Origin of the sequence: Microbacterium sp. ZW CA_36 (genome assembly GCF_044987475.1) — a bacterium.
Taxonomy (GTDB): Bacteria; Actinomycetota; Actinomycetes; order Actinomycetales; family Microbacteriaceae; genus Microbacterium.
Genome location: NZ_JBJDRL010000003.1, coordinates 12,741 through 28,117 on the forward strand (window position 1 = coordinate 12,741; position 15,377 = coordinate 28,117).

General features: G+C 70.9%; 17 protein-coding genes and 1 tRNA gene. 2 read left to right on the plus strand and 16 right to left on the minus strand.

The features are described 5' to 3' along the window. Window positions 1-37: 37 nt before the first annotated feature. Genes ACI3KX_RS02625 through ACI3KX_RS02640 form a run of 4 tightly spaced genes read right to left on the minus strand, consistent with a single transcriptional unit; the run spans window position 38 to window position 3,459 of the window. Window positions 38-1,177 carry a PQQ-dependent sugar dehydrogenase gene (locus tag ACI3KX_RS02625; RefSeq protein WP_404907566.1) on the minus strand — a complete coding sequence of 380 codons (1,140 nt, stop codon included), beginning with the start codon at window positions 1,175-1,177 and terminating at the stop codon, window positions 38-40. Further along, window positions 1,174-1,650: a VOC family protein gene (locus tag ACI3KX_RS02630; RefSeq protein WP_349427421.1), complete on the minus strand. Its 477-nt coding sequence runs from the start codon at window positions 1,648-1,650 to the stop codon at window positions 1,174-1,176. The genes ACI3KX_RS02625 and ACI3KX_RS02630 overlap by 4 nt, the downstream gene beginning before the upstream one ends. Before the next feature lie 53 nt (window positions 1,651-1,703). Continuing rightward, complete coding sequence (locus tag ACI3KX_RS02635) at window positions 1,704-2,786, minus strand: sensor histidine kinase (RefSeq protein ID WP_404907730.1); 1,083 nt, start codon at window positions 2,784-2,786, stop codon at window positions 1,704-1,706. Further along, the gene (locus ACI3KX_RS02640; protein ID WP_363357297.1) at window positions 2,779-3,459 is read right to left on the minus strand and encodes a response regulator transcription factor; all 681 of its coding nucleotides are present in this window, start codon (window positions 3,457-3,459) and stop codon (window positions 2,779-2,781) included. The genes ACI3KX_RS02635 and ACI3KX_RS02640 overlap by 8 nt, the downstream gene beginning before the upstream one ends. A gap of 86 nt (window positions 3,460-3,545) precedes the next feature. On the opposite strand from ACI3KX_RS02640, the gene ACI3KX_RS02645 reads away from it, so the two are divergent. Further along, complete coding sequence (locus tag ACI3KX_RS02645; protein ID WP_404907568.1) at window positions 3,546-4,211, plus strand: M15 family metallopeptidase; 666 nt, start codon at window positions 3,546-3,548, stop codon at window positions 4,209-4,211. A gap of 80 nt (window positions 4,212-4,291) precedes the next feature. On the opposite strand, the gene ACI3KX_RS02650 is transcribed toward ACI3KX_RS02645, so the two are convergent. The 10 genes from ACI3KX_RS02650 to rplU form a co-directional block, all read right to left on the minus strand. Further along, window positions 4,292-4,364 (minus strand) — tRNA-Ala (locus ACI3KX_RS02650). A 71-nt stretch (window positions 4,365-4,435) separates the two neighbouring features. Then, window positions 4,436-4,816, minus strand: coding sequence for a ribosome silencing factor (rsfS, locus tag ACI3KX_RS02655; RefSeq protein ID WP_349427418.1), 381 nt, complete (start codon window positions 4,814-4,816; stop codon window positions 4,436-4,438). After that, window positions 4,816-6,087 carry a hypothetical protein gene (locus ACI3KX_RS02660; RefSeq protein WP_404907570.1) on the minus strand — a complete coding sequence of 424 codons (1,272 nt, stop codon included), beginning with the start codon at window positions 6,085-6,087 and terminating at the stop codon, window positions 4,816-4,818. The genes rsfS and ACI3KX_RS02660 overlap by 1 nt, the downstream gene beginning before the upstream one ends. Beyond that, entirely contained in the window at window positions 6,084-6,680 is a 597-nt protein-coding gene (nadD, locus tag ACI3KX_RS02665) for a nicotinate-nucleotide adenylyltransferase (RefSeq protein WP_331905657.1), read from the minus strand. Before nadD ends, ACI3KX_RS02660 begins: the two co-directional genes overlap by 4 nt. A gap of 10 nt (window positions 6,681-6,690) precedes the next feature. Then, window positions 6,691-6,915, minus strand: coding sequence for a hypothetical protein (locus ACI3KX_RS02670; RefSeq protein WP_349427416.1), 225 nt, complete (start codon window positions 6,913-6,915; stop codon window positions 6,691-6,693). A gap of 54 nt (window positions 6,916-6,969) precedes the next feature. Further along, window positions 6,970-8,229, minus strand: coding sequence for a glutamate-5-semialdehyde dehydrogenase (locus tag ACI3KX_RS02675; RefSeq protein WP_404907572.1), 1,260 nt, complete (start codon window positions 8,227-8,229; stop codon window positions 6,970-6,972). Next, window positions 8,226-9,068, minus strand: a complete 843-nt coding sequence (proB, locus tag ACI3KX_RS02680) for a glutamate 5-kinase (RefSeq protein WP_404907574.1) — start codon at window positions 9,066-9,068, stop codon at window positions 8,226-8,228. Before proB ends, ACI3KX_RS02675 begins: the two co-directional genes overlap by 4 nt. Further along, a complete protein-coding gene (gene obgE, locus ACI3KX_RS02685) occupies window positions 9,065-10,573 on the minus strand; it encodes a GTPase ObgE (protein WP_349427413.1) in 1,509 nt (502 codons plus the stop codon). The genes proB and obgE overlap by 4 nt, the downstream gene beginning before the upstream one ends. A gap of 105 nt (window positions 10,574-10,678) precedes the next feature. Continuing rightward, complete coding sequence (rpmA, locus tag ACI3KX_RS02690) at window positions 10,679-10,936, minus strand: 50S ribosomal protein L27 (protein ID WP_168914038.1); 258 nt, start codon at window positions 10,934-10,936, stop codon at window positions 10,679-10,681. 20 nt (window positions 10,937-10,956) lie between these two features. Continuing rightward, window positions 10,957-11,265, minus strand: coding sequence for a 50S ribosomal protein L21 (rplU, locus tag ACI3KX_RS02695; RefSeq protein WP_308867116.1), 309 nt, complete (start codon window positions 11,263-11,265; stop codon window positions 10,957-10,959). Between the two features lie 156 nt (window positions 11,266-11,421). On the opposite strand from rplU, the gene ACI3KX_RS02700 reads away from it, so the two are divergent. Continuing rightward, window positions 11,422-11,688: a DUF4031 domain-containing protein gene (locus ACI3KX_RS02700; RefSeq protein ID WP_349427412.1), complete on the plus strand. Its 267-nt coding sequence runs from the start codon at window positions 11,422-11,424 to the stop codon at window positions 11,686-11,688. A 4-nt stretch (window positions 11,689-11,692) separates the two neighbouring features. Here the strand turns inward: ACI3KX_RS02700 and ACI3KX_RS02705 are convergent, their stop codons facing one another. Together ACI3KX_RS02705 and ACI3KX_RS02710 are read right to left on the minus strand one after the other, a co-directional pair. Then, on the minus strand, window positions 11,693-12,787 hold the full coding sequence (locus ACI3KX_RS02705) for a nucleotide disphospho-sugar-binding domain-containing protein (RefSeq protein WP_363357291.1): 1,095 nt from the start codon (window positions 12,785-12,787) through the stop codon (window positions 11,693-11,695). Window positions 12,788-12,888: 101 nt separating this feature from the next. After that, window positions 12,889-15,312, minus strand: a complete 2,424-nt coding sequence (locus ACI3KX_RS02710; RefSeq protein WP_404907578.1) for an Rne/Rng family ribonuclease — start codon at window positions 15,310-15,312, stop codon at window positions 12,889-12,891. Window positions 15,313-15,377: the final 65 nt, after the last annotated feature.

The window sequence follows — 15,377 nt, forward strand, 5'->3', positions numbered from 1 at the left end:
TCACCGTAGCGTGCCGCCGTGGCGGCGGGAGCATGCGTCACGGCGCCGGAACGAGCTCAACCCGCAGCAGCCTGTCGTCGTCGGGTCGCGGCGATCCGCGCCCGTCGGTGTTGCTCGTCAGCAACCACAGCGAGCCGTCCGGCAGGGCGACGACGTCGCGGAGCCGCCCGTACTCGCCGGTGAACGCGGCTGTCGACTCACCGACCGCCACTCCCGCGCGCGTGTCGAGCTGCCAGAGCCGCTCGCCGCGGAGACCCGCGACGAACACCGTGTCGCCGACGGCGGCGATGCCGCTCGGACTCGCCTCGCTGGTCGCCCACTGGGCGACAGGATCGGCGAGTCCCTCACGTCCGGCGATCCCTTCGACGACCGGCCAGCCGTAGTTCGTGCCCGGTTCGATGCGGTTGATCTCGTCCCACGTGTTCTGCCCGAACTCGCTCGCCCACATCGTCCCGTCTGCGGTCCACGCGATGCCCTGCACGTTGCGGTGTCCCATCGACCAGACCCGCGTGCCCCACGGATTGCCCGGCGCCGGATCGCCGTCGGCGGTGATGCGCAGGATCTTCCCGCCCAGCGCGTCCGGATCCTGAGCGGCGTCGCGCTGCTGGGCGTCGCCCGTGGTGACATACAGGTAGCCGTCCGGGCCGAACGCCAGACGGCCGCCGTCGTGTGTGTTCGCCCGCGGGATGCCGTCCAGCACGACGTCCGGCTCACCGAGCTCGAACGATCCCGGGTCGCCCTGCAACGGCATCCGCACCACGCGGTTGTCGTCGACGGCGCCGAGGTAGGCGTACAGCATCGGTGTATCGCCGGTCGTGAGCAGCGCGAGTCCATGGAGCCCTGACTCTCCGCCCGACACCACGCCGGGCACCGTGCCGACCGGGCGCACCGATCCGGCCGCCGTCAGTTCGAGCACGGCGCCGTCATCGCGCTGCGAGAGGAGTGCCCCGCCGCCGGCGAGCGGCACCACCGACCACGGCGCGGCGAGGCCCGACGCGAGAGCGCCGGTCACGCCTGCGGCCCGCCACCACGTGTCCGCCGCCGAAGACCGGCTCGGCCCGACCGTGGGTGCATCGGCCGAAGGCACCGGCCGCGGCGCGGCGACGCTGCAGCCCGAGGCTGCGACCAGCAGCAGGACGAGGCATCCGATCGCCGCTCCCTGAGCGCGTCGCCTCATCCGTCCGCCACGGCCGCCTCGAGCGCGGCGAGGTCGATGCGCCGCATGCGGAGCATCGCCTGCACCGCGCGGTGCGCGATGTCGGGATCGGGGTGACGGATCAGCTCGACCAGCCGGTCGGGGATGATCTGCCACGAGAGGCCCCAGCGATCCTTGAGCCACCCGCAGGGCTGCTCCTGCCCGCCGCCCGCCGTCAGGGCGTCCCAGTAGCGGTCGACCTCGGCCTGATCCCGGCAGGGCACGTACAGCGAGAACGCCTCGGTGAAGGGGAACTGGGGTCCGGCATCCATCCCGTAGTAGTCGCGTCCCCCCAGCCGGAAGTGCACGTGCATCACCTTTCCGCCCATGCCCGGCACCTCGTCGGGATACCGGTCGATCGTCACGACCTCCGAGTCCGGGATGAGCGTCGTGTAGAACGCGACCGCCTCTTCGGCGCTGTCGTCGAACCAGAGGAAGGGGGTGACTGCGCTCATGCGTCCCACACTCGCCGACCGGACGGATGCACGCAATGGGTGGATCCGCGCCCTCACCCGTGCTGCGGCAGTCGCACCGTCACCCGCAGACCGCCATCGGGGCGCGGGGCGATGCTGAGCGTCCCCCCATGAGCGTCGGCGATGCTGCGGACGATGGCGAGTCCCAGCCCCACGCCGGCATGGTCGTCGGTGCGCACCCGCTCGCTGCCCCGCTGGAACGGCTCGGTCAGCGTCGAGACGAGCTGCGGGCTGAGCTTCTCACCCGTGTTCTCGACGACGATCTCGGCGGCATCCGCCTGCACGGTCGTCACAAGATCCACGGTGCCGCCGTGCGGGAGATTGTGGACGATCGCGTTGTGGACCAGGTTCGACACGAGCTGCAGCAGCAGCGCGGGCGATCCGTACGCGGGCGCGACCGTGCCGTGCGTGCGGAGGGTCGTGCCGCGCGCCTCCGCGAGGGGCAGCAGCGCCTCGGCCGCCTCCTCCGCGATCAGCGACAGATCCACGGGCTCGCGGCGGAACGAACGCTGATCCGCCCGGCTCAGCACCAGGAGCGCCTCGGTGAGGCCGATGGCCCGGGCATTGACGATGCGGAGTCGCTCGATCAGTTCGTCGACGTCGCGATCGGGATCGCTCCGCGCGACGTCGAGCAGCGTCCGCGTGATCGCGAGCGGCGTGCGCAGCTCGTGCGAGGCGTTTGCGGCGAACCGGCGCTGCTCCGCCACGTGCGCCTCCAGCCTCGCGAGCATCGCATCGAAGCTGTCCGCCAGCTCGCGGAACTCGTCGTCGGCGCCTTCGAGCTCGATCCGGTGCGACAGCGAACCGCCCGCGGCGAGCCGGGTGGCTTCGGTGATCCGCCGCAGCGGCGCCAGCATCCGCCCGGCGAGGAACCATCCACCCAGCAGTCCGAACGCGAGCAGGAAGAGCAGTGCCCAGACGGCGGCCGGGGCGAAGGCGCGGATGAGGTCGCCACGGTTCGGCACGAACGGACCAGGCCCGGTGATCGGCCCGTTGGGCACGTAGCGCAGCAGGAAGACCCAGACGATCGCGAGCAGCACCCCGCCGGCGACCATCAGGAACGCCGCGTAGCTCAGGGTCAGCTTCAGCCGGACACTGAGCCCCGGCTCCCTAATCACCACCGGCACTTCCGTCCGCGTCGATCCGGTAGCCGACTCCGGGAACGGTGGCGATCACCCAGGGTTCTCCGAGTCGCTTCCGGAGGGCAGAGACCGTGATGCGCACCGCGTTGGTGAACGGGTCGGCGTTCTCGTCCCAGGCCCGCTCCAGCAAGTCCTCCGCGCTGACGACCCCGCCGTCGGCAGCCATCAGCACCTCGAGCACCGCGAACTGCTTCCGGGTGAGCGCGACGTAGCGGTCGTCGCGATAGACCTCGCGCCGGAACGGATCCAGCCGCAGTCCTGCGATCTCCCGCACGGGCGGCCGGCTGTGCGCACGGCGGCGATCGAGGGCGCGCAGGCGGAGCACGAGCTCCTGCAGATCGAACGGCTTCGTCAGGTAGTCGTCGGCACCGAGTCCGAAGCCCGTGGCCTTGTCGTCGATCCTGTCGGCGGCGGTGAGCATCAGGATCGGGATGCCGCTGCCCGACGAGACGATGTGCTCGGCGATCTCGTCGCCGGACGGCCCGGGGATGTCGCGGTCCAGGACGGCGATGTCGTAGGCGTTGATGCTCAACAGCTCGAGCGCGGTGTGGCCGTCGCCCGCGATGTCGGCCGCGATGGCCTCGAGACGCAGGCCGTCGCGGATGGCCTCGGCCATGAGAGGTTCGTCTTCCACCACCAGCACGCGCATGCTCCGATGGTACGAGTCGGCGCATATCGTCCCCCTATGCGAAACCGCATACGCCGTCGCAACGCCCGCGCGTGTGGAGTGGGAGCATGTCTCGAACTGCTTCCGCACGTCTGAAGCCCTCCGTCGCCCTGTGGGCAGTGATCGCCGCACTGGCCGTCGTGTGCGCGGTCTCTGTCGGGGCGGCGCTCCACCAGTCTGCAGCCGGCGCCGACCGCGCCCCGGGCAGCGCCCTCGCGCAGGAGTCCGGTTCGGGCGTCCCGGCGCAGGGCCCCGCGGATGTCGCGGCCGACGGTGTCGTCACCGAGGACGACGGCATCCTTCCCGACGGCGTCACGGTGTTCGACGGCGCCTACCCGGGCATCACCCAGCTGTCTCCGGATCTGCTCGACGCCTTGCGGCGGGCGGCGGAAGACGCCCGGCAGCAGGGCGTCGTGATCCATGTCAACAGCGGGTGGCGCTCCCCCGAATACCAGGACGAGCTCCTCCAGCAGGCGGTGTCGCAGTACGGATCCGAGGCCGAGGCCGCCCGGTGGGTGGCCACCGCTGCCACCTCGGCGCACGTCGCGGGAGAAGCCGTCGACATCGGCTCCTTCGACGCCGTCGCCTGGATGTCGGAGAACGGCGACGCGTACGGACTCTGCCAGACGTACGGCAACGAATCATGGCACTTCGAACTGCGCCGGGAAGCCGTCGGCAGCGGATGCCCCGCGCCGTACGCGGACCCGACAGAGGACCCGCGGATGCAGGGATGACCCGCGATCTCCGTTCCCGCCGGACCGTGGGCGTCGGCGGGAGAACCGAAAGGCCGCCCTGATCGGGCGGCCTTTTTCGGTGGACCTGAGGGGACTCGAACCCCTGACCCCCTGCATGCCATGCAGGTGCGCTACCAGCTGCGCCACAGGCCCAGACGCTGCTCCCGCTCTCGCGGGGCAACTCGTCTAGCTTACAACATTCCGAGCCGTGCTCCGAACCAGGATCAGTCCTCGGCGGCCGCCGGCGCGGGAAGTTCGACGGGCACGAGGGGGCAGTCCTTCCACAGGCGCTCGAGCCCGTAGTAGACCCTCTCCTCCTCGTGGAAGACGTGCACCACGAGGTCGCCGAAGTCGATCAGGACCCAGCGCGACTCCTGCCGGCCCTCGCGGCGCAGCCGCTTGTGGCCAGCCTCGAGCAGCTTGTCCTCGATCTCGTCCGCGATGGCGGCGACGTTGCGTTCGCTGCGACCGGTGACGAGCAGGAAGATGTCGACCAGCGGGAGGGGCTCCGACACGTCGAGGGCGACCAGGTCCTCGCCGCCCTTCGCGTCCGCCGCTGCTGCGGCGATCTGGAGCATGTCGTGCGACTGCACACTCGCGACCATCAGAAGACTCCTGTCACGAAGGCGAGGATCAGCACGCCGACCAATGCGAGGGCGAGGACGCCCGCTGTGATGGCGAGCGACATCATCAGCTTGCCGCCCTTCTCGGGTGTGGGCGGCTTGATGACATCGCCGGGCATCTTGACCGTGCTCACGGCGGCGCTGGCCGCGATCGGCGTCGGCGACGAGTGGGAGGGCAGCTCGCCGTCCACCAGGGTGGCGTCGATCTCCTTGCCGTCGGCGGTGCCCTTGGCACGGCCCGTCGAGCCGAGCCCCTCGGGAAGGTTGAACGTGCCCGTGACGATGACCTCGCCCGTGGCGGTGACGGGAGCCACCAGCGGCGCCACTTCGGGCGCCTGCGACACGATCAGCGTGTTCGGGATCGCGATCGACCCGGTGGTGCGCGACAGCAGCTGGTCGAACGACGGCGGGAACTCGACGGCGGTCGGCTCGCCGGCGACGGGCGCCTCATCGAGAAGGCTGGCGCCCAGCAGCGGGCTGACCGCCTTCGGCACGGCGACCTGCTCCTCGGCCGCCTCTTCGTCGACCGCGTCGTCCGTGTTCGCGACATCGCCGAAGACGGCCGAGAACTGCTCGGCTTCCGGTTCGGGCGCCGCGGATGTCTGCGGTGCGGCGGTGAACGAGGGAACGGCGATGGGCGCCGCTGCTGCCGGCTCGTCCCAGCGCGGGACGGGAGCGGCCTCCTCGGGTGCGGACTCCCGCGGCAGGCCGAACAGCGCATGCATCCCGCTGTCGGTCGGCACCTGCGAGTCGTCCGGCGGTGCCGTGACCAGGGGGCTCTCCGGCTCGCGGAACGGCGCGACCGGTGGGGGCGCCGCCGGGAAGGCGAAAGCGGGGGCCGCGCCCGTCGATGCGGCGGCGTGCGCCGCGACGACCTCGGGGGTGATCACGGGCACCGACGCGGTGCGGATGCGCTCCTGCTGGCGCGCCTGGCGGCGCGTGAGCGGGGAGACTCCGAGGTCGACCGCGGAGTCAGGCACCGGGGCGGGCGCGACAGCGGCCGGCTCGGCCGGCCGCGGGAACGGTGCCGCGGTCACGGGCGCTGCGGGGGCGGGAACCTCACTGAAGGGCGAGGGAGGCGGTGCCACCGGCGCCGCTGCGACCGGAACGGCCTCGGCGGGCGTGTCCGCGTCGTCGACCGGCTCGTCGGACGTCGGGGTCGCAGTGATGACGGGAGTGGATCCCGTGTTCCGCAGTTCGCGGATCTGCTTGCGGGTGAGGGCTGGCGTTGCCGGGTGCTCGGGTGTACTCATTCCTTGCTCCGGTAGAGATGATGCTTCGCAATGTATTGGACGACCCCGTCTGGCACGAGGTACCACACGGGGTGTCCTCGCTGAACTCGATCACGGCAGTCCGTCGACGAGATCGCGAGGGCGGGGATCTCGAGCTGGCTGACGTCGTCGCTGGGCAGACCGTCGGTGTTCAGAACGTGTCCGGGCCTGGATACAGCCACGAAGTGGGCGAGGTCCCACAACTCATCATGGTCTCTCCAACTGAGAATTTGCGCTATGGCGTCCGCGCCCGTGATGAAGAACAGCTCCGCGTCCGGGCGCTGGGCCTTCAGATCGCGGAGCGTGTCGATGGTGTACGTGGGTCCGTCGCGGTCGATATCGACGCGACTGACGGTGAATCGGGGGTTGGATGCCGTGGCGATGACGGTCATCAGATAGCGGTGCTCGCTCGGCGAGACGTCGGCCTTCTGCCACGGTTCCCCCGTCGGCACGAAGACGACCTCGTCGAGGTCGAACCACTGTGCGACCTCGCTGGCAGCCACCAGGTGCCCATGATGGACCGGATCGAAAGTGCCGCCCATCACTCCGACCCTGGGGGCTGTCGTCACCGACATGCAGGGGACCTCAGTGGCCGTGCCCCGCTCGCTGTACGTCGTCCGCGTGGGCCCTGGCGTAGGCCTCGGCCTTCTGCGAGTGGCGGTTCGCCACATTGCGGTACGACAGCGTCACCAGTGCCAGCGCGCCGAAGACCACGATCGCGATGACGCCGTACCCGACGGTCTCGAGGGCGACGTTGCCGTGGTGCTCGGTCTCCTCGGCAGCGAGGGCGATGATCGTGGCGAGTGTCATTCGGGCTCCGTTCGGGTTCGCCGCGGGGACGCGGGACTGGTCAAGTCTATTCCGTTACGCGCGGACCTGCCCGGCACCCCGCGCGAGCCACTTCGAGCTGGTGAGCTCGGCGAGTCCCATCGGGCCGCGCGCATGCAGCTTCTGGGTCGAGATGCCCACCTCGGCGCCGAATCCGAACTCGCCGCCGTCGGTGAAGCGTGTCGAGGTGTTGGCCATGACCACCGCCGAGTCGACCTCTGCGAGGAAGCGCGCCTCGCTGGCGGCATCCTGCGTCACGATCGACTCCGTGTGATGCGTCGAGTAGTGGCGGATGTGGGCGAGCGCCTCGTCGAGGTCGTCGACGACCCGCATGGCAAGGTCGAGACTGAGGTACTCGGCCGCCCAGTCCTCGTCCGTGGCGGGGACGATGCCCGATGCGAGTCTGCCCACGGTCTCGTCGCCGTGGACCGTGACGCCGCTCTGCTGCAGCGCCGCGACGACGGGGCCGACCAAGCGATCGGCGGCGCCGCGGTGCACGAGCACCGTCTCGACGGCGTTGCAGACGCTCGGGCGCTGGGTCTTGGCGTTCACCACGATGTCACGGGCCCACTCCAGCGGCGCGGTCTCGTCGAGGACGATGTGGACCACGCCTGCGCCGGTCTCGATGACGGGAACGGACGACTCGGTGACCACGGTCTCGATCAGCTGCGCGCTGCCGCGGGGAACGAGCACGTCGACGATGCCGCGGGCGTGCATCAGCTCGCGCGCGCCCTCACGTCCGAACTCGTCGACGGTCTGGATGGCCTCCGGGTCGAGGCCGCGGTCGGCCAGCGCCCCGCGCATCGCGCGCACGAGGGCCGCGTTCGTGCGCTCGGCGGCCGTGCCTCCGCGCAGCACCACCGCATTGCCGGAGCGCAGCGCCAGAGCGGCGATGTCGACCGTGACGTTCGGGCGAGCCTCGTAGATCGAGCCCACGACGCCGAACGGTACCGACACCTTGGTGAGCGACACCCCGTTGGCGAGCGTGCGCTCGTCGAGGACGCGGCCGACGGGGTCGGGCAGCTGGGCGATCTCACGGACCGCGGCGGCGAGGGCCGCCACGCGGGGTTCGTCCAGACGCAGCCGGTCCTGCAGTGCCGTGGTCAGACCGCTCTCGCTTCCGCGCCGCAGGTCGTCGGCGTTGGCGGCGACGATCTCCCGGGCGGCGGCCTCGATCGCATCGGCGATCGCCAGCAGCGCATCGCGCTTGGCGTCGTCGCCGAGAAGGCCGACGCTGCGCGCCGCATCCTTGGCGAGCAGCATCCGTTCCCGTGCCGTGGTGGCGGTGGTGGTCATCCGCCCATTCTATCGACCGCCGTGCGCACCGGACCGGTGGCGGCGGGCGCCGTCGGCTCGGGGTTGGGCTGGAACCACGTGCCGATCTCGTCGCCGGACAGGGCCTCGCCGACGAGGTCTGCGCTGGTGACGAGCACACCGATCCCGGATGCCGCGGCCAGCCGCGCCGCCGACACCTTGGTCGCCGCTCCCCCGGTGCCGACGCTGTTGACGACGACCGAGCCGAACTCGAAGCCGTGCAGATCGTCGCCGTACATCACGTGCGGGATGGGCCGGGCGCCGGGCTCGTCAGGCGGACGGGTGTAGAGGCACTCGATGTCGCTCAGCAGCAGCAGCGCGTCGGCGCCGATCAGCTGTCCGACGAGGGCGGCGAGCCGGTCGTTGTCGCCGAATCGGATCTCGTGCGTGGCGACGGTGTCGTTCTCGTTGACGATCGGCAGGATGCGCAGGCCCAGGAGCCGCTCCATCGCCCGACGGGCGTTGGACCGGTGGGTCGGGTTCTCGAGGTCGCCCGCCGTCAGCAGCACCTGGCCGGCCACGATCCGGAACGGCCGCAGCGCCTCCTGATACCGGTAGATGAGCACGTTCTGCCCGACCGCCGCTGCCGCCTGCTGCGTGGCGAGGTCGCTCGGGCGCTCGTCGAGCAGGAGGTACGGCATCCCCGTCGCGATCGCGCCGGACGAGACGAGCACGACCTCGGTACCGCGACCGTGGGCGGCGGCGAGTGCGTCGACGAGCGGCTTGATCTTGTGGGCGTTGTCGCCGCTGATCGAAGACGAGCCGACCTTGACGACGACCCGGCGGGCTGCCGCGAGATCGCGGCGCTCGCGCGCGCTCACTCCGCGTCCTCCTCGTTTCGGTAGCGCTCGGCGATCCGCTCGGCCTCGAGCTCGGCGCGGGCCTCGGCCTTCGCATCCATCATGTCGTGGTACTTCTCGCGGCGCTCGGACGTGGTGCGGCGGGTGTCCCGCAGCAGGCGCGGGTCGGTGCCGCGCGGCGCCGTCATGAGCTCGGCGTTCGACGAGATCGAGGGCTCCCAGTCGAAGATGATGCCGTCGCCCTCGCCGATGACGACGGTGGCGCCCGGCGTCGCGCCGGCGCGGTACAGCTGGTCCTCGACGCCCAGCTTCTGCAGCCGGTCCGCCAGGTAGCCGACGGCCTCCTCGTTCTGGAAGTCCGTCTGCTGCACCCACTTCACCGGCTTGTCGCCGAGGATCCGGTAGATGTTGCCGTACGTGCCGCCCTCGACACGCACCGAGAACTCCTTCTCCGAGCCGCGCGGGCGGATCACGATCCGCTCGGGCGCGGGCGCCGCCGCCAGCTCGGCACGATGCGCCGCGACGATGTCGCCCAGGGCGTACGTGAGCTGACGCAGACCTTCATGACTCACCGTGGAGATCTCGAAGACGCGGAATCCGCGTGCCTCGAGATCGGGGCGCACCAGGTCGGCGAGATCCTTGGCCTCCGGGACGTCGATCTTGTTGAGTGCGATGAGCTGCGGGCGCTCCAGCAGCGGCGTCTGCCCCTCGGGGACCGGGTACGCCGCCAGCTCGGCCAGGATGACCTCGAGGTCGCTGAGCGGGTCGCGACCGGGTTCGAGCGTGGCGCAGTCGAGGACGTGCACGAGAGCGGTGCAGCGCTCGACGTGGCGCAGGAACTCGAGCCCGAGTCCCTTGCCCTCGCTGGCGCCCTCGATCAGGCCGGGGACGTCGGCGACGGTGTACCGCTGCTCCCCCGCCTGCACGACGCCCAGATTGGGGTGCAGTGTGGTGAAGGGGTACTCCGCGATCTTGGGCCGAGCGGCGGAGACAGCCGCGATGAGGCTGGACTTGCCCGCGGAGGGGTAGCCGACGAGCGCGACATCGGCGACGGTCTTGAGCTCCAGGAGGACGTCGCCCTCCCAGCCGGGCGTGCCGAGGAGCGCGAAGCCCGGCGCCTTGCGCTTGGGGTTGGCGAGTGCGGCGTTGCCGAGCCCGCCGAGGCCACCGGGAGCCGCCACGAAGCGCATGCCGGGTTCGATCATGTCGACGACGGTCTCGCCCGACTCGTCCTTGACCACTGTGCCGACCGGGACGAGCAGCTCGAGCGACTCCCCGGCCGCGCCGGAGCGGTGATCGCCCATTCCGAAGCCGCCGTTGCCCGCGGAGCGGTGCGGTGAGTGGTGGTACGACAGCAGCGTCGTGACCTGGGGGTCCGCGACGAGCACGACGTCACCGCCGTGGCCGCCGTTGCCGCCGTCAGGGCCTGCGAGCGGCTTGAACTTCTCGCGCTTGACCGACACGCAGCCGTTGCCGCCCTTGCCGGCGCGCAGATGCAGCGTCACTCGGTCGACGAACGTGACCATGCGGTCCCCCTGAGCTCTGGTTGCTCTCCGGCAGTGCGGGAGAGCGATAAAGGGAAGGGGCGAGCCGAAGCCCGCCCCTTCCGGAAGTCTGTGCGACTGGCTGGATTACTCCGCGGCCGCCACGATGTTGACGACCTTGCGGCCGCCCTTCTGGCCGAACTCGACCGCGCCTGCGGCGAGGGCGAACAGCGTGTCGTCGCCACCGCGGCCGACGTTGGCGCCGGGGTGGAAGTGGGTGCCGCGCTGACGGACGATGATCTCGCCGGCGAGGACCTGCTGGCCGCCGAAGCGCTTCACGCCCAGTCGCTGAGCGTTGGAGTCACGACCGTTGCGGGTGGAGCTTGCGCCCTTTTTGTGTGCCATCTCTGCGTCTCTTCCTGGACTTACTTGATGCCGGTGACCTTGACGCGCGTGAGGTCCTGACGGTGCCCCTGGCGCTTCTTGTAACCGGTCTTGTTCTTGAACTTCTGGATCACGATCTTCGGGCCGCGCTCCTCACCGAGCACCTCGGCGGTCACGGTGACCTTCGCGAGCTTGTCCGCGTCGGTCGTGACGGAGTCACCGTCGACGAAGAGCACCGCGGGGAGCTCGATCTTGTCGCCGACCTTGGCGGCCTGGCGATCGAGGACGACGATCGTGCCGACCTCGACCTTCTCCTGCCGGCCTCCGGCGCGCACAACTGCGTAAACCACTTCACACCTGTTTCTTCTGGGAGCGCACGCGCTCATGACGTCATCCAAGACTTGGCGCGGATATCTCGACGCACCAAGGGTCTACTTTATCAGATGCGCGATCAGTCCGCGAAAGCACGCCCCCGCCGTGTCGCGGCGTCCCCGTAGGATCTGCACGTGGCCATCCTGATCGACGATCCTCGCTGGCCGGCACACGGGCGTCTGTGGGCGCATCTGGTGACGGACTCGGACCTCGACGAGCTCCATGCCTTCGCCGCGGCGAACGGCATCCCGCGCCGCGGCTTCGACCTCGACCACTACGACGTGCCCGAAGAGGCGCACGCGCGGCTGATCGCGGCGGGTGCGCAGCACGTCAGCGGCCACGAGCTGGTCAGGCGGCTCATCGCGTCGGGGCTGCGGGTGCGGGCGCGCGATCGCCGCTGAACCGTCAACGCGGAGCGGATGCCGACAGCTCGAGCACGTCGGCCGCACGACACGGGCCATCGAGCACGCGGATGGCCTCGCCGAGGCGACGCGCACGGGCGTGCAGGGGCTCGTCGTCGAGCCCCCGCTCGATCGCGCGACGGATCGCCGCGGGCTCGCTCCGGCGCGACATCGTGGAGCCGACGCCGGCCCGCGCGACGGCGCGGCCCATACGCGGCTGGTCGGAGGTCGCGTCCAGCGGAAGGGTGAGGACGGGAACCCCGTGTGCGAGCGCCGCGAGCGTGGTCCCGTGGCCGCCATGGCTCACCACCAGTGACGCGTGTGCGAAAAGCTCGTCGTGCGGCACCCACTCGTGCACCTCGACGCCGTCGGGCACGGCCACCTCGCCGGCTGTCACGGACGGCCCGAGCGTCGCCACGACCCGAGCGTCCAGCCCGGCGACGGCGTCGAGCACCCGCTGCCACGTGGCGACGAGGTCGGCGAAGCCGAACGTGCTCAGGCTCACCACGACGGTCGGCTCCGCCGGCACCGCGTCGACGCTGTTCGTCATCGCGCCGGCGTAGACGACGGTCCCGCGCGCAGCAGACAGCTCCGGTTGGCGCGGGAAGGGAACCGCGAGCCCGGGGACGGATGCCACGAGGATCGGCGCCGCGCGCGCCCGCGGCCCGCCGACCCGCACGCCGCGTGGCCACGTCAGGGCGCCGAGCACCCGGAAGCCGGGCGCCAGGAACTCGTGCATGGTGTGCTCCAGGACGACGAAGCACTGCTCCATGCGGTCCAGGACGTCCACGACGGCCAGCAGCATGCAGTCTACGACGACGACGTCCACGGGATCCGCCACCAGCTGGGCGACGGTGTCGTCGGCGATGCCCCGGTCGGTGAAGAGCCGCAGCATCCCCGCCGGGCGCGGATCCAGCACGAAGCCCGGAGCGCTCGCGTACTCCGTGAACCGGAGTCCGGCGGCGCGGTAGGCGCCGCCCTGCGAGTCGTGTCCGAGCACTCGCACGTCATGTCCGCGCTGCACGAGCGCACGGGCGATCGCAATCGTGGGCACGCGGTTGCCGCCGCCGTCCCACGTCACGAACACGTAGCGCGCCATGGCGCCCCCGTTCCCCGCCACCACCCTAGCGAGCCGGGCTGCTCCCCGACAGGGATGCGCTCCCCGCCCCGGCCAAGGCCGGGGCGGGGAGCGCGTGGATCTCAGTCCTCGGAGGGCGTGTGAGGCACCGGAGTGCCCGTCAGCGCCGCGGTGGTGACGCGGCGGCGGGAGCGCCCCTGGCCGGGAGCCTTGGGCTCGGGGAGCGCGTTCAGCACCGAGTCGAGCAGCAGGTCCTTCTCGGTCCGGCTCTCCTTCTTCGACCCCGAGTCCTGGCGCTTCTTGCGCTGCTTCTTGGGGCGTTCGACGGGCGCCTGCTCGATGACCGGTGCCGGCTCGGCCGGCGGGGCCTCGTCGTTGTGATGGATCGTGGATGCCGCGATCTGCGCGAGCGCCGACTTCACGCCCTCGGTGATGACGTGGGTGCCGTTCGATCCGCCGCTCGCAGGCGCTGATGTGCCGCCGCGCGGTCGGCGGCCCGAGGTCGGTGCGCCCGCAGCGGGTGCTCGGTGCTTGACGACCGGGTCGTGGTGGACGATGACGCCGCGTCCTGCGCAGACCTCGCACGCCTCGCTGAAAGTCTCCAGCAGGCCGAGGCCGAGCTTCTTGCGGGTCATCTGCACCAGACCGAGCGATGTGACCTCGGCGACCTGGTGCTTCGTCCGGTCGCGGCTCAGGCACTCGACGAGGCGGCGCAGCACGAGGTCGCGGTTGGACTCGAGCACCATGTCGATGAAGTCGACCACGATGATGCCGCCGATGTCGCGCAGGCGCAGCTGCCGGACGATCTCTTCGGCGGCCTCGAGGTTGTTCTTGGTGACCGTCTCTTCCAGGTTGCCGCCGGATCCGACGAACTTTCCGGTGTTGACGTCGACGACCGTCATCGCCTCGGTGCGGTCGATGACGAGCGATCCGCCCGACGGCAGCCAGACCTTGCGGTCGAGGGCCTTCTCGATCTGCTCCGTCACACGGAACGCGTCGAACGGGTCCTGCTCGCCCTCGTAGCGCTCGACCCGATCGAGGAGATCGGGCGCGACCGATTCGAGGTACTTCGAGATGGTGTGGTGCGCGTCCTCGCCCTGGATGAGCATCTTCGAGAAGTCCTCGTTGAAGACGTCGCGGACGATCTTGACCAGCAGGTCCGGCTCGGAGTGCAGCAGAGCGGGCGCCTGGATCGTCTCGATCTGCTTCGAGATGTGCTCCCACTGGTTCGTGAGGCGCTGCACGTCACGGGTGAGCTGGTCCTCGGTGGCCCCCTCGGCGGCGGTGCGGACGATCACGCCGGACGATTCGGGAAGCACCTCCTTGAGGATCTTCTTGAGGCGTGCGCGCTCCGTGTCCGGCAGCTTGCGGGAGATGCCGTTCATCGCACCGCCGGGCACGTACACGAGGTACCGGCCGGGGAGCGAGATCTGGCTCGTCAGGCGGGCTCCCTTGTGCCCCACCGGGTCCTTGGTCACCTGCACCAGCACGCGGTCGCCGGTCTTGAGCGCGAGCTCGATGCGTCGTGGCTGGTTGCCCGTCTCCACGGCATCCCAGTCGACCTCGCCGGAGTAGAGCACGGCGTTGCGGCCGCGACCGATGTCGACGAACGCCGCCTCCATGCTCGGCAGCACGTTCTGCACGCGGCCCAGGTAGACGTTGCCGATGAGGGAGGCGTCCTGGTTGCGGGCGACGTAGTGCTCGACGAGGACGCTGTCCTCCTGCACGGCGATCTGCACGCGGCCGTTGCGCGAGCGCACGATCATCACGCGGTCGACCGACTCGCGTCGCGCGAGGAACTCGGCCTCGGTCACGACCGCGCGGCGGCGCCCGGCCTCGCGGCCATCGCGGCGGCGCTGCTTCTTGGCCTCCAGGCGCGTCGATCCCTTGATGCGCTGCGGCTCGGTGATGAGCTCGACGGCACGCTGGCGCGGCTGCGACTGCGGCTGCTCGGCGGGGGCGGATGCCTCGTCCCGGCCCTCGCCGCCGCGGCGACGACTGCGCCGGCGCGAGGTGCTCGATGAGGCGGCCGGTTCCGGCTCCTCCTCCGGCTGACGCCCCGAGCGCGGCGGGAGCGGGGCGATCGCGGGCGCGTAGAACAGCAGCTGCGTCGACACGGCCGACACGAAGTCCTCGGGCAGCAGGCCGAGGCTCACGGCGGTCAGGCGCTCCGGCTCCGACGCGGCGTCGGGTTCGCGCGGGGCCTCGATCTCCGGCGCGGCGCCGGCTTCTGCCTCGGTCGTTGCGGAGGTCGCCGACTCGGCGGCCGGCGCGACGTCGGTCGTGGGCTCGCCGGGCGCTGCGACGGGCTCTGCGCTCTCCGACGGCGTGTCGGCTGCATCCGCCGGCGCGGCGTCGTCGACGGGCTCTGCGCCGTCGGTCACGGTCTCGACCGACGCGGACTCCCCCGCGTCGGCAGGTTCGGCCGTCTCCGGGGCCTCGACCGCCGTGTCCGCCTCAGGGGCGGGCGCCGCTTCGTCCGCTGGTGTCAGCGGCGCGTCGGGTTCGGTCTGAGGGGTGAATTCGGCATCGTTTCCATCAGCCATCACTGGCGTACTCCTAGCGGGGCGACACCGCGCGTCGCCCGGCGAAATCTCGTGCGGCGCCGCCC

Coding starts and splice junctions, on each gene's coding strand:
- ACI3KX_RS02625 (WP_404907566.1), bottom strand. CDS start 1,177: ATGAGGCGACGCGCTCAGGGAGCGGCGATCGGATGCCTCGTCCTGCTG.
- ACI3KX_RS02630 (WP_349427421.1), bottom strand. CDS start 1,650: ATGAGCGCAGTCACCCCCTTCCTCTGGTTCGACGACAGCGCCGAAGAG.
- ACI3KX_RS02640 (WP_363357297.1), bottom strand. CDS start 3,459: ATGCGCGTGCTGGTGGTGGAAGACGAACCTCTCATGGCCGAGGCCATC.
- ACI3KX_RS02645 (WP_404907568.1), top strand. CDS start 3,546: ATGTCTCGAACTGCTTCCGCACGTCTGAAGCCCTCCGTCGCCCTGTGG.
- rsfS (WP_349427418.1), bottom strand. CDS start 4,816: ATGGTCGCGAGTGTGCAGTCGCACGACATGCTCCAGATCGCCGCAGCA.
- ACI3KX_RS02660 (WP_404907570.1), bottom strand. CDS start 6,087: ATGAGTACACCCGAGCACCCGGCAACGCCAGCCCTCACCCGCAAGCAG.
- nadD (WP_331905657.1), bottom strand. CDS start 6,680: ATGTCGGTGACGACAGCCCCCAGGGTCGGAGTGATGGGCGGCACTTTC.
- ACI3KX_RS02670 (WP_349427416.1), bottom strand. CDS start 6,915: ATGACACTCGCCACGATCATCGCCCTCGCTGCCGAGGAGACCGAGCAC.
- ACI3KX_RS02675 (WP_404907572.1), bottom strand. CDS start 8,229: ATGACCACCACCGCCACCACGGCACGGGAACGGATGCTGCTCGCCAAG.
- obgE (WP_349427413.1), bottom strand. CDS start 10,573: ATGGTCACGTTCGTCGACCGAGTGACGCTGCATCTGCGCGCCGGCAAG.
- rpmA (WP_168914038.1), bottom strand. CDS start 10,936: ATGGCACACAAAAAGGGCGCAAGCTCCACCCGCAACGGTCGTGACTCC.
- ACI3KX_RS02705 (WP_363357291.1), bottom strand. CDS start 12,787: ATGGCGCGCTACGTGTTCGTGACGTGGGACGGCGGCGGCAACCGCGTG.
- ACI3KX_RS02710 (WP_404907578.1), bottom strand. CDS start 15,312: ATGGCTGATGGAAACGATGCCGAATTCACCCCTCAGACCGAACCCGAC.